Raw genomic sequence first — 22732 nt, 5'->3', positions numbered from 1 at the left:
GCAGCAACTTTTATCTGTATGGATATACAGATAAAAAGCATTGCAGCACATGACGGGTAATACAGGGACGCAGCCCGGGCTATCGAGAAATTGATTAGCCTGCGGTTTACACCTGTGTCAGGTTTTTCAGCGATTCAAACACGCGAGTGACAGGACGATCTCGCCAGAAGATCGCCGTGGTCTGTCGACACTGACTACTCAGAAACAAGGAAGTCCACCATGGCTCAAGCCAAATCCAAAACCACCAGCGCCTTCGACGAAATCGATACGTTCAGCCACCTGTATGACCGTGGTGTCGGGCAGGTCAATGGCAAACCCTCATTTACCGCTGACCAGGCCGCTGATGAAATCCTGCGTAAAGGCCTGTCGTGGGGCGACAAGAATGCTGATGGCAAGATCGACCTCAGCTACAGCTTTCTGACCGACAAACCGGCGAACTACAACGTCAAGCTGGGCAACTTCAGCGAGTTCAGCGCCCAGCAAAAAGCCCAGGCGGTGCTGGCCATGCAATCCTGGGCCGACGTCGCTAACGTCACCTTTAGCGAAGGCAAGGGCGGCGATGGCCACATGACGTTCGGCAACTACGACGTCAGCACCGGTGGTGCGGCATTCGCTTATCTGCCCAGCGGCGGTGGCTATGACGGCCAGTCGTGGTACCTGATCAACGATCAGTATCAGGTCAACAAAACTCCGGACACCAACAACTACGGGCGCCAGACCCTGACCCACGAGATCGGTCACACCCTCGGCCTGTCGCACCCGGGTGCGTACAACGCCGGCAACGGCAACCCGACTTACAACGATGCCAAGTACGCTGAAGACACCCGTGGCTACAGCCTGATGAGCTATTGGAACGAAGCCAATACCGATCAGAATTTCAGCAAGGACGGCAGCGGCGCATACGCCTCGGCGCCGTTGCTGGACGATATCGTTGCGGTGCAAAAACTCTACGGCGCCAACTACGCGACCCGCGCCGATGACACCACGTACGGTTTCAATTCCAATGCCGAGCGCGATTTTTACAGTGCCACTTCGACATCTTCCAAAGTGGTGTTTTCGGTGTGGGACGGCGGCGGCAACGATACGCTGGACTTCTCCGGCTTCAATCAGAACCAGAAGATCAACCTCAATGAAGGTTCGTTCTCCGATGTTGGTGGCTTGGTGGGCAACGTCTCCATCGCTCACGGCGTGACCGTGGAAAATGCCATCAGTGGCTCAGGCAATGACCTGCTGATCGGCAACGCCGTTGCCAACGAGCTGGTCGGCGGTGCCGGTAATGACATCATTTACGGTGGTGGCGGTGGCGACACCTTGTGGGGTGGTGAAGGTGCGGATACTTTCGTGTTCGGTGCTGCCAGCGATTCAACTATGACTGCGCCGGACTGGATCATGGATTTCACCAGCGGCCTGGACAAGATCGACCTGTCGGGGATCGCCGGTTTCGCCACGGGCGCGGCGTCGCTGAATTTTGTCAGCGGTTTCACCGGGCATGCCGGCGATGCGATCCTGACTTACTTCGCGCAGACCAATCAGACCAGCCTGATGGTTGATCTGACGGGGCAGGGTTCGGTGGACTTTGCTGTGGGTGTGGTTGGGCAGGCGGTGGCGGCTGATATTGTTGCGTGATGCCTGAAAGCGGCCCTCACCCTAACCCTCTCCCAGTGGGAGAGGGGACTGATTGGGGGATGCTACAGAAATACATCGACCTGTCAGCGCTTTGCCGAATCCATAATCGAAGTAGGACTTTTAGGTCGATGTTGAACGCAAAACAACACGGTAGGCTCCCTCTCCCTCTGGGAGAGGGCTGGGGTGAGGGGCTTTTGATGTTGAAGGGCCGTTCGGCTGCAAACCCACCCCAACCAGAACCAATGAGCTATACCTGAACCGGTCTCTTCGCCGTATCCAGGAGAACCCCATGAAAAGCTCCGGCCCTAGTCCCGTCATTGCCCTCGAACAACTTCCCGGCTGCCTGATAGTGAAATTCCACGGCATCCAGGTCGCGGCCTCGTCCCACGTACTGATCCTCAACGAAGCCAACTACCCGCCGGTCTATTACGTCCCCCGCGAAGACATCGACGAAAAGTATTTCGCCCGCACCGATCACACCAGTTATTGCCCGTACAAGGGCGACGCCAATTACTTCAGTCTGCAAGTGCCGGGGCATGAAGGGGCGAATGCGGTGTGGACTTATGAGAAACCGAAAATCTCGGTTGGTCCGATCAAGGACTACGTGGCGTTTTATCCGGATCAGGTGAAGTTCGAAGTGATCAAGGCTGATGCCTGAGCAAAAAAAACGGCGAGGGTCAAAGCCCTCGCCGATTGAGTTGTCAGGTTGAGTTTCAGTTCTTGTCGAGATCTATATTCTTCGTCTCACGCAAACAGATCATCCCCACCACCAGGCTCACCCCGGTAATCAGCACTGGATACCACAGCCCATAAAAGATGTCCCCGGTGTACACCACCAGCGCAAACGACACCGTCGGCAGAAACCCGCCAAACCAGCCGTTGCCGATGTGGTATGGCAGCGACATCGAGGTGTAGCGAATGCGTGTCGGGAACAGTTCGACCATCAGCGCCGCGAGCGGGCCGTAGCACATGGCCGAGATGATGATCAGCGCCACGATCAGGGCAACGATCATTGGCTTGTTGATCTGCTGCAAATCGGCCTGTTGCGGGTAGCCGGCCAGGGTGATCGCGCCGCGCAGTGCGGCCTCGTCGAAGCCATCGAGTTTGACGTCGCCGACGCTCACTTGCACGGCGCTGCCGGCCGGGGCGGCGGCGCTGGAGTAGGGCAGGCCCTGTTTGACCAGGAAGGTTTTGACCTTGTCGCACGGGCTGTCGAATTTGGCTTTGCCCACCGGGTCGAACTGAAAGGTGCAGGTCGCCGGATCCGCCAGTACGGTGATCGGTGCCTGACGGCTGGCCTGATCAATCGCCGGGTTGGCGTAGTGCGCGAGGGATTTGAAGATCGGGAAGTACAGCGCCGTGGCCAGCAGCAAGCCGAGCATCAGCACTGGTTTACGGCCGACCTTGTCCGACAGCCAGCCGAAAAAGATGAAGAACGGCGCGCCGATCACCACGCTGATGATCAGCAAGGTGTTGGCCACCGCCGGATCCATTTTCAGGAACTGGGTCAGGAAGAACAGCACGTAAAACTGCGCGGCGTAAAAGGTCACCGCTTGCCCGGCGTTGATGCTGAACAGGGCGATCAACACGACTTTGAGGTTTTCCCATTTGCCGAAGGATTCGCGGATCGGCGCTTTCGAGGTTTTGCCTTCCTCTTTCATTTTCAGATACGCCGGCGACTCGTGCAGGCTCAGGCGGATCCAGGTGGAAATGCCCAGCAGCACGATCGACAGCAGGAACGGAATACGCCAGCCCCACACCTCAAACTGATCGCCGGTGAAGTAGCGGCAACCGAGCACCACCAGCAGCGACAGCAACAGGCCGAGAGTGGCGGTGGACTGAATCCAGCTGGTGTGGAAACCGCGTTTGCCGATTGGCGCGTGTTCTGCCACATAAGTCGCAGCACCGCCGTATTCACCGCCGAGCGCGAGGCCCTGAAGCATGCGCAGCACCACCAGAATGATCGGCGCGGCGATGCCGATGCTGGCGTAGGTCGGCAGCAGGCCGACGCAGAAGGTCGCCACGCCCATCAGAATGATCGTTGCCAAAAAGGTGTATTTGCGCCCGATCATGTCCCCCAACCGACCGAACACCAGGGCCCCGAATGGCCGCACGATAAAGCCGGCGGCGAAGGCCATCAGCGCAAAGATGAACGCCGTGGTGTCGTTGACCCCGGCGAAAAACTGCTTGCTGATCACCGCCGCGAGGGCGCCATAGAGGAAGAAGTCATACCACTCGAACACCGTACCGAGTGATGAAGCGAAGATGACTTTGCGTGTATCCGGGCTGGTCTCCGCGCTGCGCACGGCGTCCAGCGGCTGAACGTGTTCTGACATATCGGTATCCCTCACAGTGATTGTTTTTGTTGTTCCACTGGTGTTGCGTGTCCGGGTGATGCCTTGAATTAAACGCGGTCCCCTGTAGGAGTGAGCCTGCTCGCGATAGCGGTGTATCAGCCAACGCAGATGTTGAATGTTATTCCGTCGTCGCGAGCAGGCTCACTCCTACAGGGGTTGTGTTTACAGCTTGGGAATTGCTGATCAGTTGTGCAGCCTTCTCGGCAATCATCAGCGTAGGCGAACAGGTGTTGCCCGAGGTGATGCGCGGCATGATCGAGGCATCGGCGATGCGCAAACCGGGCACGCCGTGGACGCGCAGCTGTGCGTCGACCACCGCCTCAGCGTCGTTGCCCATGCGGCAGGTGCCAACCGGATGGAAAATCGTCGTACCGATCTTCGCCGCCGCTTCCTGCAACTCTTCATCACTTTGCAGGCTGGCGCCGGGCAGATACTCGACCGGTTTGAACGCTTGCAGGGCAGGGGCGCTGACGATGCGCCGGGTCAGGCGAATCGCATCAACCGCGACGCGCAAATCCTCTGGATGACTGAGGTAGTTGGGCTGAATCAACGGCGCCTCCTGCGGATCCGCCGAACGAATGTCGATGCGTCCACGACTCTGCGGACGCAAATCACACACCGACGCGGTAAACGCCGGAAAGCTGTGCAGCGGCTCGCCAAAACGCTCGAGCGACAGAGGCTGCACGTGATATTCCAGATTCGCCGAAGTCTGCTCCGGCCCCGACCGCGCGAACGCGCCCAACTGACTCGGCGCCATCGACAGCGGCCCGCTACGGTCATACAGATAACGCAGGCCCATGCCCATCTTGCCCCACACGCTGCCAGCGATCTGGTTGAGGGTTCGGGCGTTTTCCAGTTTGTAGATCAGGCGCAGTTGCAGGTGATCCTGCAGATTGCCGCCGACGCCCGGCAGCTCATGAATCACGCCGATGCCCAAGCGCTCGAGCAGCGGACGCGGGCCAATCCCGGAGCGCTGCAGAATGCTCGGCGAACCGACCGCGCCGGCGCACAGGACGATCTCCTTGCGTGCCTTGAACTGTTTGATTTGACCTTCGTGACGCGCGCTGACTTTCGAGGCGCGACCGTCTTCGAGCAGCACCCGATCCACCTCAACCCCGGTCAGCACTGTCAGATTCGCCCGGTCGCGCACCGGTTTCAAAAATGCCTTCGCTGCGTTCCAGCGTACGCCGGATTTCTGATTGACCTGGAAGTAGCCGCAACCCTCGTTGTCGCCCTGATTGAAGTCGTCGATGCTGGCGATGCCGCTTTGCTCAGCCGCACTGCGAAAGGCATCCAGAATCGGCCACGACAGACGCTGCTGCTCGACCCGCCACTCACCCTTGGCGCCGTGAAATTCAGCCGCACCGGCAAAGTGGTTTTCGCTTTGTTTGAACAGCGGCAGCACGTCGTTCCAGGCCCAACCCGGGTTGCCCTCGGCCGCCCAGCCATCGTAGTCGTTGGCCTGGCCGCGCATGTAGATCATGCCGTTGATGGACGAACAACCGCCCAGCACTTTACCGCGCGGATAGCTCAGCGCGCGGCCGTTGAGGCCCGGTTGTTCTTCGGTCTTGAAGCACCAGTCGGTGCGCGGGTTACCGATGCAGAACAGGTAACCGACAGGAATGTGAATCCACGCATAGTTGTCGCGCCCGCCGGCTTCAAGCAGCAGCACACGCTGCTGCGGATCTGCCGACAGCCGATTGGCCAGCAAACACCCGGCAGGGCCGGCGCCGACCACGATGTAGTCGTATTCATCGAGGGAAGTCTGCATTCCCTGACCTCGCTTTTTGTTTTTATTGTCGGACACTCTAGTTGTTAGCTTTCGTTAAAAGAATGTTAGTTTTTGCGCAGCCGCTGTGCGTTTTTAAACAGCCTGCATTGACCATAGCCGACAAGGACACGCCATGTTCGACTGGAACGACCTGCGGTTTTTTCTCGAGCTGCAACGCAGCGGCCGCCTGCTCACCGCCGCCCGCCGCCTCAACACCACCCACGCCACCGTCGCCCGCCATATCGAAGCCATCGAAAAAAGCCTCGGCACCGCGCTGTTCGTCCAGCACGCCCAAGGCTACGAAATGACCCCGGCGGGGGAGGCGCTGCTTAAACATGCTGAAGCGATGGAAAACGTTGCGTTGCTGGCGCAGGAAGAGATCACCCAATCCACTGCGCCACTGGGCAAGATTCGCGTCGGTGTCACCGAAGGACTTGGCATCAAGTTTCTCGCCAGCCGCATGATCGGCTTGTTCGAGCGTTATCCAGGTCTGGAAGTAGAGTTGGTCGCGGTGCCGCGCTTTGTCAGCATCCTCAACCGTGAAGCGGAAATCAGCATTCACCTGGAGCGCCCGGCGGCGGACATGCTGGTCACGCGCAAGCTCACGGACTATCGCTTGGCGCTGTACGCCAGCCAGCGCTATCTCGATAAAGCCCCGCCCCTGCACAGCCGCGAGGACCTTGGGCGGCATGCGTGGATCGGTTATGTCGACGATTTGCTGTTCAGCCAGGAATTGATGTTTCTCAACAGTTTCTGTCGCAGCCCTCGGGTTGTGTTTCACAGCACCAGCGTCATCGCGCAGCAGGAGGCGGCGCGGTCGGGATTGGGCATTGCGGTGTTGCCTTGCTACATGGCCGAGTCGGATCCCGATCTGGTGCCGTTGCTGCCGGATGAAAGCATCGAGCGTAGTTACTGGATCAGTACGCGGCGCGAGTTGCACAAGTCGGTGCGGCTGCGGGTGGTCTGGGATTATGTGGTGGGGTTATGTGAAGCGGAGCAGGGGTTGTTGCTGGGCAGATCGCAGGCCGGCATCCATTAATCCTTTTGGCTGTGCTGCTGTTGGCGCCGCTTTTGCTTGAATAGCTTCAAAGCCTTTGGCAATGGAGAGCAGCAATGAGGGAATGGCTTAGCGTTCGCGACATCAATGCGGACACCTTGAAGGCCATCAGTGACGGCGTCTTACGGCATGGCCGAGCCTTGTCTGAGGCTCGCGGCGGGCACGCTGAAGCCATCGCCTGTGCGCTGATGGAGGAGGGAACACTGATCGGCGGCGCTACCGGCAGAACCGAATTCCGGCGCCTGTTTGTCAATTACCTGTGGATCGACGTGCAATGGCGCGGAACCGGGCTGGGTACTCAGGCGTTGCACAAGCTTGAGGCGCTGGCCGTTGAAAGGGCGTGCGTGGATGCCTTGATCGAAACGCTGGATGACGACGTCGCCCGTTGGTACACCCGCTGCGGCTACCGATTGATCGCGCACGTGCCTGAGTACTGCGGCCCGTGGAGTCGTCATACGCTGTTGAAAACCCTTGGCGCAACCCAGGGAAATGCCGCCGATGACCAATAGCGATCTGGGCAGTACACCCAAAACCGGCAGGCTTCATCACGTTGAAATCAACGTCTCATCGCTGGAAGTCTCGCTGCGCTTTTGGCAGCCGTTGCTCTTGATGCTGGGTTATACGCAGCATCAAAACTGGCCCGCCGGGCGCAGCTTTATTCTCAACGGCACCTACCTGGTGTTCGTTCAGGCAAGCGATCTGCAACAGGGCTTTAACCGCCGGGGCGTGGGCTTGAATCATCTGGCGTTCCAGGCGGGTTCACAGGCGCAAGTGGATGAAATGGCGGATTGGCTGCGAACGTCCGGTTTTCGTCTTCTCTACGAGAGCGCCTATCCGCACGCCGGCGGCCCGGAGCACTACGCCCTCTACTGTGAGGATCCGGACAAGATCAAAGTAGAGATCGTCGCGCCGGTGGACACGCACCTGTAGTCCCGTTTGCAGGGCTGGCAGGAATGACGTTGCGTGCGGCATTGAAGTGTGCCTTCTACAGCGCTTTGGCAAAAAGGAAATTCTTGGGGTTGATTAATATATGGATATCCGTATATTCGAATTTCCATATGTGCAGAGCCCATTCCATGATCACTCCCACCGAAGTCTTCAAGAGCCTCGCTGACGAAACCCGTGTCCGCGCCATGCTGCTCATTTCCGATCAAGGTGAACTCTGCGTCTGCGAGCTGATGTGTGCGCTCGACGACAGCCAACCGAAAATCAGCCGCCACCTCGCGCAACTGCGCAGCAATGGCTTGCTGCTCGATCGCCGTCAGGGCCAGTGGGTCTATTACCGGCTCAATCCGGAGCTGCCGGCGTGGGTGCGCGAGATTCTGCAAGTGACGTCCAAAGCCAACGCCGATTGGCTCAAGGACAACGCCGCCCGCCTGCAGAACATGGACGGGCGTCCGGTGCGCGAAGCCGCCTGCTGCTGAATCCGGATTTAGAGAGTTCTGACATGTTGCTGGCTTTCGCTGTTTTCGTCTTCACCCTCGTACTCGTCATCTGGCAACCCAAAGGATTAGGCGTCGGTTGGAGCGCCACGTTCGGTGCCCTGATCGCCCTGGCTGTCGGTGCCGTTTCGCTGCAGGACATTCCCACAGTGTGGGCCATCGTCTGGAACGCCACCGCCACGTTTATCGCGGTGATCATCATCAGCCTGCTGCTGGATGAAGCCGGCTTCTTTGAATGGGCGGCACTCCACGTTGCACGATGGGCAAAGGGCAGTGGTTATCGATTGTTCGCGTTCTGCGTGTTGCTCGGCGCGGCGGTGGCGGCGGTGTTCGCCAACGACGGTGCGGCGCTGATCCTCACACCCATTGTCATGTCGATGTTGCTGGCGCTGCGCTTTTCACCGGCGGCGACGTTGGCATTCGTCATGGCCGCCGGGTTTATTGCCGACACGGCCAGCCTGCCGCTGGTGGTATCAAATCTGGTCAACATCGTCTCCGCCGACTACTTCGGCTTGGGCTTTGCCGAATACGCATCGGTGATGGTGCCGGTGAGTCTGGTCAGTGTCGCGGCGACGTTGCTGGTGCTGTTTGTGTACTTCCGGCGCGATGTGCCACAGCGCTACCCGGTTGAGGCGCTTCAGGAACCCAAAGCAGCGATTCGCGACCACGCCACCTTCGTGGTCGGCGGCTGGACACTGCTGATACTGCTGGTCGGACTGTTCGCACTGGAACCGCTGGGGATTCCTGTCAGTGCCGTCGCGGCAGTGTGTGCGGCGATCCTTTTTGCGGTCGCTGCCAAGGGCCACAAGATCGCTACCCGACGGGTTTTGCGCGATGCACCGTGGCAGATCGTGGTGTTCTCGCTGGGCATGTATCTGGTGGTGTATGGCCTGAAGAATGCCGGGTTGACTGACCTGCTGGCCGTCGTCCTCGACCGCTTGGCCGAGCAAGGTTTATGGAGTGCCACCCTCGGCACTGGCCTGCTGTCCGCGCTGTTGTCATCGGTGATGAACAACATGCCCAGCGTGCTGATCGGTGCGCTGTCGATCCAGGCCAGCGACGCCCAAGGGCTCGTTCGCGAAGCGATGATCTACGCCAACATCATTGGCTGCGACCTCGGCCCGAAAATCACCCCCATCGGTAGCCTCGCCACGTTGCTCTGGCTGCATGTGCTGGAACGCAAAGGTCTGCGCATCACCTGGGGCTACTACTTCAAGGTCGGCATTCTGCTGACCCTTCCGGTTCTGTTGATCACTCTTTCGGCCCTGGCACTGCGCCTGAGCCTTTGATGTCCGCCAAAAGCGGTAGGAGCAATCCATGCGAGTTTTGTTCATGTGCACGGCCAACAGCTGCCGCAGCATCCTCTCTGAAGCCATGTTCAATCATCTGGCGCCAGCGGGATTCGAAGCGGTGAGTGCCGGCAGTTTTCCCAAAGGTCAGGTCTTGCCGCGCAGCCTGTCGACGCTGCAACAGGCCGGCATCGCCATTGATGGTTTGCACAGCAAAGGCAACGACGCTTTTGAAAGCAACCCGCCAGATATCGTCATCACCGTGTGCGACAAAGCCGCTGGCGAGACTTGCCCGGTGTATTTCGGCCCGGCGCTGAAATCCCACTGGGGGCTGGAAGATCCGTCCGAAGTGAAGGGCGACGAAGCCACTGTCGACGCGGCTTTTCACGCCACCCTTATGCGCATCGGCCAACGCTGTCAGGCCTTCCTCGATCTGCCTTTCCACTCGCTCAGCCGCGATCAACTCAAGGCTGAGCTCGACCGCGTCGGCACGCTTTAAGGAGGATTTATGTCCGAACTGCCCAACCTCGATCTCAATCTGTTCGATAACGCCAAACCGTCGCAAGCGGGCGCGCACAAACCGCGCATCCTGCTGCTCTACGGCTCGACCCGCGAACGCTCCTTCAGCCGTTTGCTGGTAGAGGAGGCCGCACGTCTGCTCGAACACTTCGGCGCTGAAACGCGCATCTTCAACCCGTCCGGTCTGCCACTGCCCGACGACGTTCCGGTCGACCATCCCAAGGTGCAGGAACTGCGCGAGCTGGTGCTGTGGTCGGAAGGCCAGGTCTGGTGTTCGCCAGAACGGCACGGCGCGATGTCCGCCGTGTTCAAGGCGCAGATCGACTGGGTGCCGCTGGAACTCGGCGCCGTGCGCCCGACTCAGGGTAAAACCCTGGCCGTAATGCAAGTCTGCGGTGGCTCGCAGTCGTTTAACGTGGTCAACCAGTTGCGCGTGTTGGGCCGCTGGATGCGCATGTTCACCATCCCCAACCAATCCTCGGTGCCGAAGGCCTACATGGAGTTCGACGACACCGGGCGGATGAAAGCGTCGCCGTTCTACGATCGTGTGGTGGATGTAATGGAAGAACTGGTGAAGTTCACCGTGCTGCTGCGTGATCAACAGGCGCATCTGGTCGACCGTTACTCCGAGCGCAAGGAAAGTGCCGAGCAATTGATGGCGCGGGTCAATCAGCGCTCGATCTGAGGCCGTCCCTCGGCGAGGGACGGCTGCGTTCAGTCGACCAGTACTTGCGGTGACACCACCCAGACGCTGCAGGGCATTTTGTACAGCAACTGTTCCACCGTGCTGCCGATCAACCGACCGAGGCCGCGATGACCGATCCGGCCCATGACGATCACGTCGATGTCATAGGCATCGGCGTAGCTGCACAGCACTTTGGCCGGATTGCCCATGATCATGTGCTGGCGTTCCGGCGCGATGCCGTTGCGCTCGGCCAGTTCGCGGAATGCATCACCTTGCGCATCGAACAGGGTTTTCGCCTTGCCCGGGGTAAAAAACGTCGAGGCGTTGCCAAAACCGAACTCGTCGGCGCTGATCGATGACAGGTCGTAGGCGTAGATCACATCCAGTTCGGCATCGCAGAGGCTGGCCAGTTTCGCGGCCTCGCGCAGGATGCGGTCGTTGAAGTCAGCGTATTGCTCGTCGCGATGAAACGGATCAATCGCCGCGACGATCCGCCGAGGCCGGGCATGCTGAACATGGCTGACAAAGTGCAGCGGCACCCGGCATTCGCGCAGCAAATGAACATCGAGCGGGGTGAACATCAATCGCGACATGAACGAGGCGTGCTGCAGATCCTTGATCAGCAGGGCCATCGGCTGCTCCTTGAGGTGAATCTGGATTTCACGCAACGGATTGTCGACCCACACCACTTCCGTGGTCACGGTCACGCCGAGGTGGCGCATGGGCCGGGCCTGGTCCTCCAGCCATTGGCGGTGGCGCTCGACATAACCCAGGCGCATCTGTTCCAGGGCCTGCTCGTTGACCAATCCGGCGGTCGCCAGCCCTTCGAGGTAATCGAATGCCACGATATGCAGCGCCGCACCCGATGCCTTGGCCAGGGCAGCGGCCCGATCGAACGCAGGGCTGTGTTTCATCAGCGGTGAAGCTACCAGCATGAAACGTGCTTGCTCGGACATGACGAATCTCCTGTGGGTAGCGGCATTGGCCGGCCAGACGCAACGGCGTCAGTTCATGTTGCTCCGTGCCGCCGGGCGCGGCTTGATCTTTGTCAATGACGCAGCCGAGCAACGCCCGCGCCCGACGGGCGGTAACGGCGGGCGCAATCCTGCATTGATTGATCGTTATCAACCTTGTGTCGGTCAGTTCGGCGCAGCCTTGGAAAGGTGCTGAACTCACTGCAAACACCTGCACAGGAGTCTTGATCATGGCCATGATGAAAGCGGCGATATTCGTCGAAAAGAATCGCATCGTGCTGGATGAAAAACCGATCCCCGAGGTTGGCCCGCTGGACGCACTGGTGCGTATCACCACCACGACGATCTGCGGCACCGACGTGCATATCCTGCGTGGCGAGTATCCGGTGGCCAAAGGTTTGACCGTCGGTCACGAACCGGTGGGCGTGATCGAGAAACTCGGCTCACAGGTGCGCGGATTTTTCGAAGGCCAACGGGTGATTGCCGGCGCCATCACCCCCAGCGGCCAAAGCTACGCCTGCCTGTGTGGCTGCGGCTCCCAGGACGGGCCGGACACTCGCCACGGCTTTCGCGCCACCGGCGGCTGGAAATTCGGCAACATCATCGATGGCTGCCAGGCGGAGTACGTCTTGGTGCCCGATGCCTTGGCCAACCTGTGTCCGATCCCCGACGGGCTGAGTGACGAACAAGTGCTGATGTGCCCGGACATCATGTCCACCGGATTCTCCGGCGCCGAACGTGGTGAAGTCAGTATCGGCGACAGCGTTGCGGTGTTCGCGCTGGGGCCGATCGGCCTGTGTGCGGTGGCCGGGGCGCGGCTCAAGGGCGCGAGCGTGATCATTGGCGTCGACGCGGTGGCCGAGCGCATGAGCGTCGCGCGGCAGTTGGGTGCGACCCATGTGGTCAACTTCAAGGATGGCGACGTGGTCGAGCAAATCATGGCGTTGACCGACGGGCGCGGCGTGGATGTGTCCATCGAAGCCTTGGGCACCCAAGGCACGTTCGAGTCTGCCTTGCGGGTGTTACGCCCGGGCGGACGCTTGTCGAGCCTTGGGGTTTACGCGTCGGACCTGCGCATTCCCTACGATGCCTTCGCGGCGGGGCTGGGCGATTACAGCATCGTCAGCACCCTGTGCCCCGGCGGCAAGGAGCGCATGCGCCGGTTGATGGCGGTGGTGCAAAGCGGTGGTGTCGATCTGTCGCCGCTGGTGACCCACCACTTCAAACTGGACGATATCGAAGCCGCCTATGAACTGTTCGCGCATCAGCGCGATGGGGTGATGAAGGTGGCGATCACGCCTTGATTGGCAATGCGCCCCGTACTGTTTACTGGTGCAGGGCGCAGGAATGGCGCTACAGACTCAGGCGATGAATGACCTGATGGGGATCATCAGGATCGCTGTGGGTTTCAAAGCCCAGTGATCGGGCGAGGTCGCGCATGGCCGTGTTGCTGGCCGAATCCACCGAATACAGATGTTTGAAACCGTTGAGCCGGGCGGCTTTGATCAGGTGCTCCATCAGCAACGTGGCCAGGCCCAGGTGCATCCATTCATCGGCGACCGTCACAGCGCATTCGCAGTCCTGTTCGCCCGTGGCGGCGTAGCGGCTGATGCCGATCTCGATCAATTCGCCATTTTCGTGAACCAGTGCGATGAAGGCCGCGCGTTGTTTGTAATCGACGTCCATCAACTGATCGAGCAACGCGGTGCCCGGCTCACTCATCTGCGCGAGAAAACGCAGGTGTCGGGACTCGGGCGACAAGCGCTTGATAAACGCGTACTCGCGTTCGCGATCCTTGGCGGCCAGTGCGCGGATCAAGACGTGGCGGCCATCCTTGAGCGACTCGATCCAGTATTCACCTTGGTGCGCGGCATAGGCCGGCGCCGCGCGGTCATTGTGGTCTTTGACAGTGAGCATGAGATGAGCCTCCATCGGGGCTGAACGAGCAACGCGCAGGAGAGTGCGCTGAGTCTGTTCTACACCGATGTCAGCCCCGGAAGCTGATCTGGATCAGATTCCGACGCGCGGCCACTGTTTTTTAGCGGGCGATGCTTTTGTTTCCGCAACAGGCTCAGCCCTGAGGTGGTTCGCGGGTGCTGCGTTGCGATGCGGGGCGCGGTTGCCCGTCGGGAATCGACAAGGTCGCACGAAGGCCGCCCTCCGCGCGGTTGACCAAAGTGATCCGTCCGCCCAACTGCGTGGCAATGGTGTTGACGATGGTCAGTCCCAGCCCCGCGCCGTGGGCATTGCCGCGACTGTAGAAGCGTTCGAACAAGCGCGCCCGGTCGGTTTCATCGATGCCCGGCCCCTGATCTTCAACGCTCAAGTGATAGAAACCCTCAGCCTGGCTGAGCAGCACGGTGATCACGCCGTGTTCCGGGGAGAAGTTCGCAGCATTGGTGATCAGGTTGTTCAGGGCAATGTCGATCGTGCCGGGGCTGGCCATGATGTTGAACGGCTGGGCGCTGTCTTCAAAGGCCAGTTCCAGGTGTTTGCTCAGCAACCATGGCGTCAATTGCACCAGGCTGTTGCGCACGGTTTCGCTGAGGTCGATGGGTTGCAGCGGCGGCGGATTGGGTTTCGGCTCCAGACGCGCCATGGTCAGCAACTGGTTGACCAGGCGACTGGTGCGGTCGACCCCGGCGATCAGAAACGCCAGCGATTCGCGGCGTTCCTGTTCGGTGCCGGCCTCCTGCAGGTTCTGCGCATGCACCCGCAGCACCGCCAGCGGCGTACGCATTTCGTGGGCGGCGTCGGCGATAAAGCGCCGCTCGCGGCCGAGCACTTCCTGGATCTGCGCGAGCATACGGTTGAGCGCCGCCTGCATCGGTTCCAGCTCACTGGGCAGCGGCGCCAATTGCAACGGTTCCAGCGAACCGCTGTGGCGGGCGCGCAAGGTTTCGGCCATGTTCGCCAAAGGTTTGAGGCCCCAGCCAATCGCCAGCCAGACCATCGCTGCCAGCAGCAGGCTGCCGACCACGTTCGGCCACAGCGTGTGACGGACGATGCGGTCGACCAGATCGGCGCGCACATCGTCGCGCTCACCGACCCAGATGCGCAGGCCGTTCTGTTTGTCTTCAAGGAGAAAGGCGCGCCAGTGCCGATTGTTCAGATCCACCACATCGCTGAAACCGGGCTGAGTCGGCGGCGCCTTGAAGGACGGTGCGCTGGCGGTGTGCACCAACACATCACCGGCAGGATTCCACACCTGAAAGGCGATTTTGCGTTCGTAAGGATGACCCTCGCCGCGCGGCACCGCTTCGCCCAGCGCCGAGTTGAACGCCTGGTAAAGCTCTGCGTGCTGTTTGCTGGCCAGGGGCATGCGCATCACCCCTTGCAACAAGCGCGCGTTCTGCGCCAATTGTGCGTCGTAGACTTCGGCGATTTCGTGGTTGCTGTCGTGCAGGTTAAAGGTGCTGAGCACTGCGAGGCCGGCCAGCAACAGGCCGATGATCAAGGTCAGCGTGCGGCGGCGGATTGAGGTCATCGACGCTCCTCCACCAGATAACCGACACCGCGAATGGTGCGGATCAGGTCGGTGGAAAACTTCTTGCGCAGGTGATGGATGTGCACTTCGAGGGTGTTGCTTTCGGCTTCTTCATTCCAGCCGTAAAGCAGCTGCATCAACTGATCGCGGGTCATCACCCGGCCCGGCGGTGACAGCAGTTCGTGCAGCAACTGATATTCCTTGGGCGTCAGAGCCACGGGCTGGCCCTGATAGCTGACTTGCTGGGTGCCGGGGTTAAGGCTGATGCCGGCATGCTCGATCAACGCCTGGGCGCGCCCGGCACTGCGCCGCAACAGGGCGCGCAAGCGTGCCTTGAGCTCGTCCAGGTCGAACGGTTTGATCAGGTAGTCGTCGGCCCCGGCGTCGAGCCCGGCGATACGGTCTTCAGTAGCGTCGCGGGCAGTCAGAATCAGCACCGGCAGATTCGAACCGCTGTCGCGCAGGCGGCGCAGCACTTGCAGGCCGTCCATGCGTGGCAGACCGAGATCGAGCACGGCGACATCGAAGGTTTCACTGAGCAGCGCATGCAACGCGCTGCTGCCGTCCTTGAGCCAGTCGACGGTGTAACCCTCGCGGCCCAGCGCCTGATGAATGCCTTCACCCAGCGCCACGTCATCCTCAACCAGTAATAAACGCACGCGGACTCCTGTCAGTCGAGTTTCTTGTTCACGTCCACCAGAAGGGCGGCGATCTCTTTGCGACGCCCGGCATCGGCACTTTCCCGGCCCGGACGCGGCGCGGCTTGTTGGGCTTTGAGCAGGGCTGCTTTGGCTTCAGCGTAGCGCTTCTGACGGTAGAGGTGATCGCCCCAGAAGTACAGGCTGTCGATGCCGTTGGGGTTTAGTTGCAAGGCTTGCTTGAGCAGTTGCTCGGCCTTGTCGCTGTCGCCGAAACCGATGGGCCAGCCGGGCACGCGGTCATACAGCGCGGCGAGGCTGGTGTAGGCCGAGCCTTGCAGGGCTTTGGGGTCGAGGGTCAGGGATTTTTCCAGATCGGCCTTGGCGTCCTTGGCTTTGCCCAGTGCGCCGAGTCCGCCCTCGGCACCGGCCCAACTGCTGGTGACGATGCCTTTCCAGATCCACGCTTCGGCCACCGCCGGGCGCTGCGTGGTGAACGTGTTGGTTTCGCTGGCCAATTGTTCGAACGCGGCGGCGCGCTGTTTTTCCGCCACTTCATATTGGATGTGCGCCCAGCTCTGCTGGATGCCCTCGAGACGTTGCTGGTCGGCCGGTTCCAGCGCCCAGACACTTTGACTCAAGGCGGCGAGCAACAGGCATGCGGATAGTTTTTTCATGGCTTTGGCGACTCGTGGTCAGGTTTTTCACTGAGACGGCGGATCAGCGGCAACTGCTTGCGCAGGCCTCGATCCACCAGATGCGGGAGCAGATTGTTCAGGCGGACGAAGAAGCGTTCCGGCCAGCCCAGGTAGAGGTCGCGACGATCACCGGCAATCGCATGGATCACCGCCGAGGCCACGGTTTGCGGATCGTCGACGTTGGCCTTGAGTGCGTCGTTCAACGCTTGTGCGGCGGCGCTGTTCATCGAGGTGCGCGTGGCGCGGGGCGCGACGTACAGCACGCTGACGCGGGTGTCGGCGAGCTCGCGGCGCAGCGCCTCGGAAAACCCGCGCAAAGCGAATTTGGTCGCGCAATAACTGGCGTAACCCGGGTAGCCGATCGAGCCATAGGTCGAACCGACGTTGACCACCATGGCGCTGTCGGCCTGCTTGAGCAGCGGCAACAGCAGTTTGGTCAGGCACATCGGTGCACTGATGTTCACCGCCAGCATCGCGTTGATGTCGCTGTCATCGAGCTGTTCAAGCATGGCGAAGTGATTGACCCCGGCGGCGTTGATCAGCAGGTTGATGCCGCCGATGGCTTCGGCGGCGACCAGCACTTTGCGCCGATCGCTGAGGAAGGTCAGGTCAGCCGCGACCCAGCACAACGAGTCGGGGTAGCGCTTGAGCAACGGCAGCAATGCCTCCTGATGCCGCGCCACCGCGAGCACATGGGCACCGGCTGCGCACAAGGTTTCGGCGATGGCCAGGCCGATGCCGCCACTGGCACCGGTCAGCACCACCCGCGCATCACGCAGCTGCATGTTGAGCCTCCGCGTCACGCGGCAAGCCACGGAACATGTCGGTGTACAGGCGATAGACGACTTTCGAGGCATGGATCACGGCGGCTTGATCGGCAGGATCTTCCAGCTGATTCATCAGGCGCCGATAGGTCTGCATGTGCTCGATATCGAGCGAACCGTGGGAGCTCAGGTAACTGAACGCCGTTTCCGGCAACGCCAGGCGCTCGCGAATGCTGCCCGCCGCGTGGGTGGCCAGGGCGATGCTGGTGCCTTCGAGCACGTTGACCATGCCGAACAGACCGACCGGATTGCCCCGGGCGATCAGGTCGTAAAGAAAGCTGACCATCAGTTCGATCGACAACGACGGCTGACCGTCGCGCACCGCATCACGATCACCGCCACATGCAGCGATGTCGTTGAGCACCCAGTGCTCGTGGCCGTATTCGTCTTCGATGTACTCGGCCACCGCTTTGCGCAGCCATTCCAGACGCGTCGGCAGGCGCGCACCGCAAGCCATCATCAGCGGCACGGTGTGGCGCACGTGGTAATACGCTTGCGCGAGAAACGCCCGATAGCTGTCGAGGCTGACCTTGCCTTGCAGGGCATCGACGATGATCGGCAGGTTGAACAGTTCGTGGCGTTCCTGTTGCGTGGCTTCTTGCAGGGTGTCAAAAAAACTCATGATGCGGACTCCTCGGAAACAGCGGATTCGGTCAATTGCGCGTGGTACTGCGCGACGATGGCGTCGCGGCGCGGGCGGCCATTGGCGGTGAGCAAGCCATTGGCGGCGGTGAAGGGTTGCGGCAGGCGCGTCCACTGATGCACCTGGGCGTAATCGGGCAAAGCCTCGTTGGCTTCGGCGACGGCAGCGGCCAGTTCGGCGTCGGTGCAGTCCGGACGATGTGGCCAGAGCAGTGCGTGGTTATGCGGCAAGGCCTCGCCGTAAACGAACGCCTGAGCGATGTGGCGGCGCTGGGTCAGCTCGGACTCGACCCATTCCGGGTTGACGTTGCGCCCGAAACTGGTGACGAACTGGTGCTTCTTGCGGCCCTTGAGATAGAGAAAACCTTCCGGGTCGAACTCGCCCAGATCGCCGCTCGGCCACCACTCATCGGCGTACGGCGCGTCGCCCAGATAACCGAGCAATGTGGACCCCTTGATCAGCACCTCGCCGTCCTCGGCCAGCCGCACTTCAACATGTGGCAGCGGTCGGCCGACACTGCCGGGGCGGCGTGCGCCGGGGCGATTGAGGCACACCACCGAGGCGCATTCGGACAGGCCGTAGCCTTCGTAAACTGGCAGCCCGACCCGTTGCGCACGGTGCAGCAGATCCTCCGAGACCCGCGCACCGCCGACAGCGGCAAAGCACAGGGTTTGCGGGTCGAAGGCTTTCTGTTCGGCGGCGCTGACCAGCAACAACAGCAACTGCGGCACCAGGATCAGACTCTCCGGCGCACGGCTGGCGAGATAACCGAGCAGGTGCGGAATTTCGACGCCGCTGGCGCCCTGAATGCCGAGGGTTTTCTGGCTCGGCAAACTCAGCATGGCGCCGGCATACAGCGCGGCATAGCAGCCGAGGTTCTCTAGCAGAATCGCCAACGGCAACAGCGCCAGATGATGCTGCGGGCCGGTCGCTTCGCTGGCCTGATCCAGCTCCCGCGCCACCCGCAGCAGGCTGTCGGCGCTCAGGCATACACCTTTCGGCGTGCCGGTGGTGCCGGACGTGAAAGTGAGTTTCGCGGTGCCGGCCGGCATGCGACTGGGGCCACTGAACGAGCGGCGCCAGAACTCGCCACGTTGTTCATAACCAGCCGCGAGCAGTTCGGCGCCCAGTTCTGGCTCGGCGATCACCCGTTCGGCCTGGCTCTGTTGCAGACAATGGGCGCGTTGCGTCGCACTGAAAAACGGCGGCAGCGTCACGCAGGTCAGGCCTTCAAACAGCACGGCCAGATCCCACAGCATCGCGTCGACGCCGTTGTCCAACGCCAGCGCAATCACTTGCGCCTGCTCGTCGCGCAGGCGCTCCTGGCGATACAACACCTCGGCGTACAGCGTGGCGTAATCGAGTTTCAGCGTGTCGCCCCACAGGGCAGTGGCGTTGTCATTGCGCCGGGCATGGTCGCGCAGGGCTTCCTGGAAGCGTTGCAGTTCAAGCGACATGACAGGCTCCTTCAATCGAACCGGGCAAACCGAGGCGGGCAAACAGGCCGATATCGCGCAAATGGACGAACCCGGCGCGGATGTTGCCGACGTGCACCCAAGGTTTACTTTCGTAATAACTGCCCCAGTGTTGACGCTCGTCACCCAACCGTTCCGGATCAGCGGCGCACAATGTCACTGGCTTCAAACCCAGGCGATGGAAGCTGTTGACCAGGCCGATGTTGCCGGTGAACGTCACCCATTCCAGGCCGCCCATGGCCAGCAGGTAGGTGATGGCGATGATGCTCAGGCGCGCGCTGCCGGTGTCGCTGGCGGCGAGGTTGCCGACTTCGACGATGGCGCTGCGCTCGACCGGACGATCTGCCGCCGCGCTGATCAACGGCTCGATCGGCTCATCCAGATAGCGCTCAAGGAACAGTGATTCCAGATGCGCGCGACGCACCCCGGCCACGGCGCACAACTCGCCGTCGCCGTTGTGCATGCCGAACAGCTCGGGCATGAAGTGGCGGATATCGGCGCCGTGGGCCTTGCGAAAGCGTTGCTGGATAAAGCTTTCAAACATCGCTCGCAGAGTGTCGTCGGGCAGCGCGCCGGTTAGTGTCATCTGCGGTGTTTCGGCTTGACCGAAGCGCAGGGGCAGGGGGATGTTCCAGTCAAAATCGGGCATGGGCAGAACGCCTCCCTCAATAGGTTTGAGGCGAGTATCGGAGGCATTTCTTAACGAAGTCTGAAGGTGAAAAAAGGTTAACGTGAGGGTCTGTCTTCAGACTCTCTTAAGACTGGGCGGGCAGGGTAACGCCGTCGGTTCGCCCAACAACCGGAGCGAGGCAGTCGAACGAATCGGCCGTCACTCACGACAATCAAGAGGCGCAGCTTATGTCCCACGACATCGCCGTAACCCGTTACGGAAAACTCTCAATCACCCTGCACTGGCTAATGCTGGCGCTGTTCGTCGGCGTCTACGCATGCGTCGAAATCAAGGGCTACATGCCCAAGGGCAGCGAAGCACGCGGCTTGCTGATGGGCTTCCACGGCCTGTTCGGCGCGAGCATCTTCGCCCTCGTGTGGATCCGCCTGCTCGGCCGCCTCAGCCCACGCCCACCGATCACGCCCAAGCCACCGGCGTGGCAGACCGGCATCTCGCACCTGATGCACCTGGCGCTTTATGGGCTGATGATCGCCACGCCGATCCTCGCCTGGCTGATGCTCGCGGCGGGCGACAAACCGTTCCCGTACTTCGGCTTCCACGTCCCGGCACCCGTGGCCATCGACCCGGACTTCGCCAAGCAACTGAAGTACTGGCATGAACTGATTGGCAGCACCGGTTACTGGCTGATCGGGCTGCATGCGCTGGCGGGGTTGTTTCACCATTATTGGGTGCGGGATAACACGCTGGTGCGGATGCTGCCGGGGCGCACCGAATAACGCAGATATCACTGTAGGAGTGAGCCTGCTCGCGATAGCGGTAGTCCAGTCAATGTAAGTGTTGACTGAACAAACGCCATCGCGAGCAGGCTCACTCCTACAGGGTTTTTGGGATGTCTGGCAGAGCGGGGCAGTTGCCGGAATCGCACTTCGCGTCCACTCTATGGCCTGCCGACAAGGAGCGTCCGCCGACCCTCCGTCGTGACCACAGGGAGCTTGCAGCATGAGCGAAGACAACAAGGTAAAAGGCCCGGCGTCGTACTTCCCCTCCATCGAGAACAAATACGGCCAGCCCATCGAACACTGGCTGAGCCTACTCGCCGGCATCAGCGACAAGAAACACATGGAACTGGTGGCGTGGCTCAAGGAGGAACACGGCATGGGCCACGGTCATGCCAACGCCTTGGTTGCGCATCATCTGGCGGGAAAAAAGTGAGGGCAGGGCAGCGATGAATTTCACCCACCGGCCCGTGACGGCCGACGACGTCAACACCCTCTGCAGCTTTCCCCAAGGCGAACAAGAGCTGTTCTTCATGTTCCCGAAAGCCAACTTCCCGCTGACGGAAGAACAGATGCACAGCGCAATCAGCCAACGCTTCGACTCCACGGCTTTTCTGGCCAACGGCGAGTTCGTCGGCTTCGCCAACTTCTACCGCGCTGAGCACGATGGCATCTGCTGCATCGGCAACGTCATCGTCGCGCCATATGCCCGTGGCCAGGGGGGTGCGCGATACATCGTCGAGACCATGACCGCAGTGGGGTTCGAAAAGTACCAGGCCAAGGAAGTGCAACTGTCCTGCTTTAACGAAAACACCGCAGGCTTGTTGCTTTACCCAAAACTCGGCTTCGTGCCGTTCTCCATCGAAGAACGCCCGGCGCCGGGTGGCAAACGTTCAGCGCTGATCAACATGACACGCCACCGACCATAGCCATCCCCCAATTCCTGTGGGAGCCGGGCTTGCCCGCGATGACGCCAGCCCGGCCGCCGCGAACCCAGAAGCCCAACACAAAACCTGTGGGAGCGAGCCTGCTCGCGAAGACGCCAGCCCAACCACCCCAAATCCCAAGCCAGACTCAATCCCATGTAGGAGTGAGCCTGCTCGCGATAACGCCAGCTCAGCCACCACCAATCCCAACTCAACCACAAATCCCTGTGGGAGCGAGCTTGCTCGCGAAGACGCCCACCGAGTCACCCCATCAACCACTGACCGAAATAAACAGTAAAAACCACCACTGTTTAAACGAAGCCTCAAGTAACCACCGAAACCCTACAACGCCTTGCGCCGTTACCTACGACTAAGCCAGAATCCGCCGGCTTGTGCGTCTAGGTCGCGGGCTCTATCGTCTGTCGGTCGCTGTAAAACAGTGATCGGGTTTGGTAGCCCTGAGTTTTCGTAGATTGCATAAGCATCATGATTCGCAGTGTCTTTTCGACAAGGCTTTATGGTGGTCATGCACAGGGCGTCTTCGGGCGCGCCGGTTTTCTACGTCCCGGTCTACCAACCTGCGCATGGCCGCCACCCTCGTTTGGTAGCGAGAGTGATGGCTCCTTTTTTTGACGTAGGAGCTTCATCAATGATCAAACCAACACCCAACCCACCAGAAACCGACCCCACATCCCCCTACGAATCCCCCGATTCCAAGCGATTCCACGAAGCCGCCGAACGCGCCCTCGACCACTACCTCAAACCCGCCAGCCAAATAATGGCCACCACCCAACAACCCGAACGCATGTACCTCGCCAACCCCAAGTACAACAGCGAATCCCTGCTCGCCAACGCCAGCGAAACCCTCGGCTCCGCCAGCGAAATGCTCCTCAACTTCGCCGCCATGCTCGACA

The 22732-nt window shown here is 60.7% G+C and carries 26 protein-coding genes; 15 read left to right on the top strand and 11 right to left on the bottom strand.

Annotation, left to right across the window (positions count from 1 at the left end):
• The first annotated feature begins 219 nt into the window (after window positions 1-219).
• Window positions 220-1626, top strand: a complete 1407-nt coding sequence (locus CKW14_RS17310) for a serralysin family metalloprotease (protein ID WP_095125757.1) — start codon at window positions 220-222, stop codon at window positions 1624-1626.
• 289 nt (window positions 1627-1915) lie between these two features.
• Window positions 1916-2284 carry a DUF427 domain-containing protein gene (locus CKW14_RS17305; protein WP_093437143.1) on the top strand — a complete coding sequence of 123 codons (369 nt, stop codon included), beginning with the start codon at window positions 1916-1918 and terminating at the stop codon, window positions 2282-2284.
• Window positions 2285-2339: 55 nt separating this feature from the next.
• On the opposite strand, the gene CKW14_RS17300 is transcribed toward CKW14_RS17305, so the two are convergent.
• Complete coding sequence (locus CKW14_RS17300; protein ID WP_095047447.1) at window positions 2340-3962, bottom strand: MFS transporter; 1623 nt, start codon at window positions 3960-3962, stop codon at window positions 2340-2342.
• A 139-nt stretch (window positions 3963-4101) separates the two neighbouring features.
• Window positions 4102-5754, bottom strand: coding sequence for a GMC family oxidoreductase (locus CKW14_RS17295; RefSeq protein WP_095125756.1), 1653 nt, complete (start codon window positions 5752-5754; stop codon window positions 4102-4104).
• 133 nt (window positions 5755-5887) lie between these two features.
• On the opposite strand from CKW14_RS17295, the gene CKW14_RS17290 reads away from it, so the two are divergent.
• The 7 genes from CKW14_RS17290 (at window position 5888) to arsH (ending at window position 10746) form a co-directional block, all read left to right on the top strand.
• Window positions 5888-6793, top strand: a complete 906-nt coding sequence (locus tag CKW14_RS17290) for a LysR family transcriptional regulator (protein ID WP_095125755.1) — start codon at window positions 5888-5890, stop codon at window positions 6791-6793.
• A 74-nt stretch (window positions 6794-6867) separates the two neighbouring features.
• On the top strand, window positions 6868-7320 hold the full coding sequence (locus CKW14_RS17285) for a GNAT family N-acetyltransferase (RefSeq protein WP_095125754.1): 453 nt from the start codon (window positions 6868-6870) through the stop codon (window positions 7318-7320).
• Window positions 7310-7741, top strand: a complete 432-nt coding sequence (locus CKW14_RS17280) for a VOC family protein (protein ID WP_095047443.1) — start codon at window positions 7310-7312, stop codon at window positions 7739-7741. The genes CKW14_RS17285 and CKW14_RS17280 overlap by 11 nt, the downstream gene beginning before the upstream one ends.
• A gap of 146 nt (window positions 7742-7887) precedes the next feature.
• Entirely contained in the window at window positions 7888-8235 is a 348-nt protein-coding gene (locus tag CKW14_RS17275) for a metalloregulator ArsR/SmtB family transcription factor (RefSeq protein ID WP_095047442.1), read from the top strand.
• A gap of 23 nt (window positions 8236-8258) precedes the next feature.
• Window positions 8259-9542: an arsenic transporter gene (locus tag CKW14_RS17270; RefSeq protein WP_095047441.1), complete on the top strand. Its 1284-nt coding sequence runs from the start codon at window positions 8259-8261 to the stop codon at window positions 9540-9542.
• Window positions 9543-9570: 28 nt separating this feature from the next.
• Complete coding sequence (locus CKW14_RS17265) at window positions 9571-10041, top strand: arsenate reductase ArsC (RefSeq protein ID WP_095047440.1); 471 nt, start codon at window positions 9571-9573, stop codon at window positions 10039-10041.
• Between the two features lie 9 nt (window positions 10042-10050).
• Window positions 10051-10746 carry an arsenical resistance protein ArsH gene (arsH, locus tag CKW14_RS17260; RefSeq protein WP_095125753.1) on the top strand — a complete coding sequence of 232 codons (696 nt, stop codon included), beginning with the start codon at window positions 10051-10053 and terminating at the stop codon, window positions 10744-10746.
• A gap of 29 nt (window positions 10747-10775) precedes the next feature.
• Here arsH and CKW14_RS17255 read toward each other — a convergent pair whose 3' ends face one another.
• The gene (locus CKW14_RS17255) at window positions 10776-11702 is read right to left on the bottom strand and encodes a universal stress protein (protein ID WP_095047438.1); all 927 of its coding nucleotides are present in this window, start codon (window positions 11700-11702) and stop codon (window positions 10776-10778) included.
• Here CKW14_RS17255 and CKW14_RS17250 point away from each other — a divergent pair.
• The gene (locus CKW14_RS17250) at window positions 11701-11916 is read left to right on the top strand and encodes a hypothetical protein (RefSeq protein ID WP_095125752.1); all 216 of its coding nucleotides are present in this window, start codon (window positions 11701-11703) and stop codon (window positions 11914-11916) included. The two genes, CKW14_RS17255 and CKW14_RS17250, sit on opposite strands and share 2 nt — an antisense overlap.
• Before the next feature lie 34 nt (window positions 11917-11950).
• The gene (locus CKW14_RS17245; RefSeq protein ID WP_095125751.1) at window positions 11951-13024 is read left to right on the top strand and encodes an NAD(P)-dependent alcohol dehydrogenase; all 1074 of its coding nucleotides are present in this window, start codon (window positions 11951-11953) and stop codon (window positions 13022-13024) included.
• Window positions 13025-13073: 49 nt separating this feature from the next.
• On the opposite strand, the gene CKW14_RS17240 is transcribed toward CKW14_RS17245, so the two are convergent.
• The 8 genes from CKW14_RS17240 to CKW14_RS17205 all read right to left on the bottom strand — a co-directional run bounded on the left by CKW14_RS17240 (window position 13074) and on the right by CKW14_RS17205 (window position 20134).
• On the bottom strand, window positions 13074-13637 hold the full coding sequence (locus CKW14_RS17240) for a GNAT family N-acetyltransferase (protein WP_095047435.1): 564 nt from the start codon (window positions 13635-13637) through the stop codon (window positions 13074-13076).
• 154 nt (window positions 13638-13791) lie between these two features.
• On the bottom strand, window positions 13792-15207 hold the full coding sequence (locus CKW14_RS17235; RefSeq protein WP_095125750.1) for an ATP-binding protein: 1416 nt from the start codon (window positions 15205-15207) through the stop codon (window positions 13792-13794).
• Window positions 15204-15866, bottom strand: a complete 663-nt coding sequence (locus tag CKW14_RS17230) for a response regulator (protein ID WP_007910671.1) — start codon at window positions 15864-15866, stop codon at window positions 15204-15206. The genes CKW14_RS17235 and CKW14_RS17230 overlap by 4 nt, the downstream gene beginning before the upstream one ends.
• An 11-nt stretch (window positions 15867-15877) precedes the next feature.
• Window positions 15878-16522 (bottom strand): tetratricopeptide repeat protein, encoded by a 645-nt coding sequence (locus CKW14_RS17225; protein WP_095125749.1) that lies wholly within the window; start codon window positions 16520-16522, stop codon window positions 15878-15880.
• Window positions 16519-17328, bottom strand: coding sequence for an SDR family oxidoreductase (locus CKW14_RS17220; protein WP_095125748.1), 810 nt, complete (start codon window positions 17326-17328; stop codon window positions 16519-16521). Before CKW14_RS17220 ends, CKW14_RS17225 begins: the two co-directional genes overlap by 4 nt.
• Window positions 17315-17989, bottom strand: a complete 675-nt coding sequence (locus CKW14_RS17215) for a TenA family transcriptional regulator (protein ID WP_095047431.1) — start codon at window positions 17987-17989, stop codon at window positions 17315-17317. Before CKW14_RS17215 ends, CKW14_RS17220 begins: the two co-directional genes overlap by 14 nt.
• The gene (locus CKW14_RS17210; protein ID WP_095125747.1) at window positions 17986-19467 is read right to left on the bottom strand and encodes an AMP-binding protein; all 1482 of its coding nucleotides are present in this window, start codon (window positions 19465-19467) and stop codon (window positions 17986-17988) included. Before CKW14_RS17210 ends, CKW14_RS17215 begins: the two co-directional genes overlap by 4 nt.
• Window positions 19457-20134 carry a thermostable hemolysin gene (locus CKW14_RS17205; protein WP_095125746.1) on the bottom strand — a complete coding sequence of 226 codons (678 nt, stop codon included), beginning with the start codon at window positions 20132-20134 and terminating at the stop codon, window positions 19457-19459. The genes CKW14_RS17210 and CKW14_RS17205 overlap by 11 nt, the downstream gene beginning before the upstream one ends.
• 209 nt (window positions 20135-20343) lie before the next feature.
• Between CKW14_RS17205 and CKW14_RS17200 the strand changes: the two genes are divergently transcribed.
• The 4 genes from CKW14_RS17200 to CKW14_RS17185 form a co-directional block, all read left to right on the top strand.
• Window positions 20344-20892 (top strand): cytochrome b, encoded by a 549-nt coding sequence (locus CKW14_RS17200; RefSeq protein WP_095125745.1) that lies wholly within the window; start codon window positions 20344-20346, stop codon window positions 20890-20892.
• 223 nt (window positions 20893-21115) lie between these two features.
• A complete protein-coding gene (locus CKW14_RS17195) occupies window positions 21116-21328 on the top strand; it encodes a DUF4287 domain-containing protein (protein ID WP_095125744.1) in 213 nt (70 codons plus the stop codon).
• Window positions 21329-21341: 13 nt separating this feature from the next.
• On the top strand, window positions 21342-21821 hold the full coding sequence (locus CKW14_RS17190; protein ID WP_095125743.1) for a GNAT family N-acetyltransferase: 480 nt from the start codon (window positions 21342-21344) through the stop codon (window positions 21819-21821).
• 646 nt (window positions 21822-22467) lie between these two features.
• The coding region (locus tag CKW14_RS17185; RefSeq protein ID WP_095125742.1) for a DUF6124 family protein at window positions 22468-22732 on the top strand (265 nt) is incomplete at its 3' end.

The organism is Pseudomonas sp. Irchel s3a12 (assembly GCF_900187485.1).
GTDB classification, from domain to species: Bacteria; Pseudomonadota; Gammaproteobacteria; order Pseudomonadales; family Pseudomonadaceae; genus Aquipseudomonas; species Aquipseudomonas neuropathica.
The sequence above is the reverse complement of the archived record's forward strand: the minus strand, read 5'-3'. Positions and strand labels throughout refer to the sequence as shown.

Bases quoted from the DNA above. Each gene is read 5' to 3' on its own strand.
- CKW14_RS17310 (WP_095125757.1), top strand. From the start codon at position 220: ATGGCTCAAGCCAAATCCAAAACCACCAGCGCCTTCGACGAAATCGAT.
- CKW14_RS17305 (WP_093437143.1), top strand. From the start codon at position 1,916: ATGAAAAGCTCCGGCCCTAGTCCCGTCATTGCCCTCGAACAACTTCCC.
- CKW14_RS17300 (WP_095047447.1), bottom strand. From the start codon at position 3,962: ATGTCAGAACACGTTCAGCCGCTGGACGCCGTGCGCAGCGCGGAGACC.
- CKW14_RS17295 (WP_095125756.1), bottom strand. From the start codon at position 5,754: ATGCAGACTTCCCTCGATGAATACGACTACATCGTGGTCGGCGCCGGC.
- CKW14_RS17290 (WP_095125755.1), top strand. From the start codon at position 5,888: ATGTTCGACTGGAACGACCTGCGGTTTTTTCTCGAGCTGCAACGCAGC.
- CKW14_RS17285 (WP_095125754.1), top strand. From the start codon at position 6,868: ATGAGGGAATGGCTTAGCGTTCGCGACATCAATGCGGACACCTTGAAG.
- CKW14_RS17280 (WP_095047443.1), top strand. From the start codon at position 7,310: ATGACCAATAGCGATCTGGGCAGTACACCCAAAACCGGCAGGCTTCAT.
- CKW14_RS17275 (WP_095047442.1), top strand. From the start codon at position 7,888: ATGATCACTCCCACCGAAGTCTTCAAGAGCCTCGCTGACGAAACCCGT.
- CKW14_RS17270 (WP_095047441.1), top strand. From the start codon at position 8,259: ATGTTGCTGGCTTTCGCTGTTTTCGTCTTCACCCTCGTACTCGTCATC.
- CKW14_RS17265 (WP_095047440.1), top strand. From the start codon at position 9,571: ATGCGAGTTTTGTTCATGTGCACGGCCAACAGCTGCCGCAGCATCCTC.
- arsH (WP_095125753.1), top strand. From the start codon at position 10,051: ATGTCCGAACTGCCCAACCTCGATCTCAATCTGTTCGATAACGCCAAA.
- CKW14_RS17250 (WP_095125752.1), top strand. From the start codon at position 11,701: ATGACGAATCTCCTGTGGGTAGCGGCATTGGCCGGCCAGACGCAACGG.
- CKW14_RS17255 (WP_095047438.1), bottom strand. From the start codon at position 11,702: ATGTCCGAGCAAGCACGTTTCATGCTGGTAGCTTCACCGCTGATGAAA.
- CKW14_RS17245 (WP_095125751.1), top strand. From the start codon at position 11,951: ATGGCCATGATGAAAGCGGCGATATTCGTCGAAAAGAATCGCATCGTG.
- CKW14_RS17240 (WP_095047435.1), bottom strand. From the start codon at position 13,637: ATGCTCACTGTCAAAGACCACAATGACCGCGCGGCGCCGGCCTATGCC.
- CKW14_RS17235 (WP_095125750.1), bottom strand. From the start codon at position 15,207: ATGACCTCAATCCGCCGCCGCACGCTGACCTTGATCATCGGCCTGTTG.
- CKW14_RS17225 (WP_095125749.1), bottom strand. From the start codon at position 16,522: ATGAAAAAACTATCCGCATGCCTGTTGCTCGCCGCCTTGAGTCAAAGT.
- CKW14_RS17220 (WP_095125748.1), bottom strand. From the start codon at position 17,328: ATGCAGCTGCGTGATGCGCGGGTGGTGCTGACCGGTGCCAGTGGCGGC.
- CKW14_RS17215 (WP_095047431.1), bottom strand. From the start codon at position 17,989: ATGAGTTTTTTTGACACCCTGCAAGAAGCCACGCAACAGGAACGCCAC.
- CKW14_RS17210 (WP_095125747.1), bottom strand. From the start codon at position 19,467: ATGTCGCTTGAACTGCAACGCTTCCAGGAAGCCCTGCGCGACCATGCC.
- CKW14_RS17205 (WP_095125746.1), bottom strand. From the start codon at position 20,134: ATGCCCGATTTTGACTGGAACATCCCCCTGCCCCTGCGCTTCGGTCAA.
- CKW14_RS17200 (WP_095125745.1), top strand. From the start codon at position 20,344: ATGTCCCACGACATCGCCGTAACCCGTTACGGAAAACTCTCAATCACC.
- CKW14_RS17195 (WP_095125744.1), top strand. From the start codon at position 21,116: ATGAGCGAAGACAACAAGGTAAAAGGCCCGGCGTCGTACTTCCCCTCC.
- CKW14_RS17190 (WP_095125743.1), top strand. From the start codon at position 21,342: ATGAATTTCACCCACCGGCCCGTGACGGCCGACGACGTCAACACCCTC.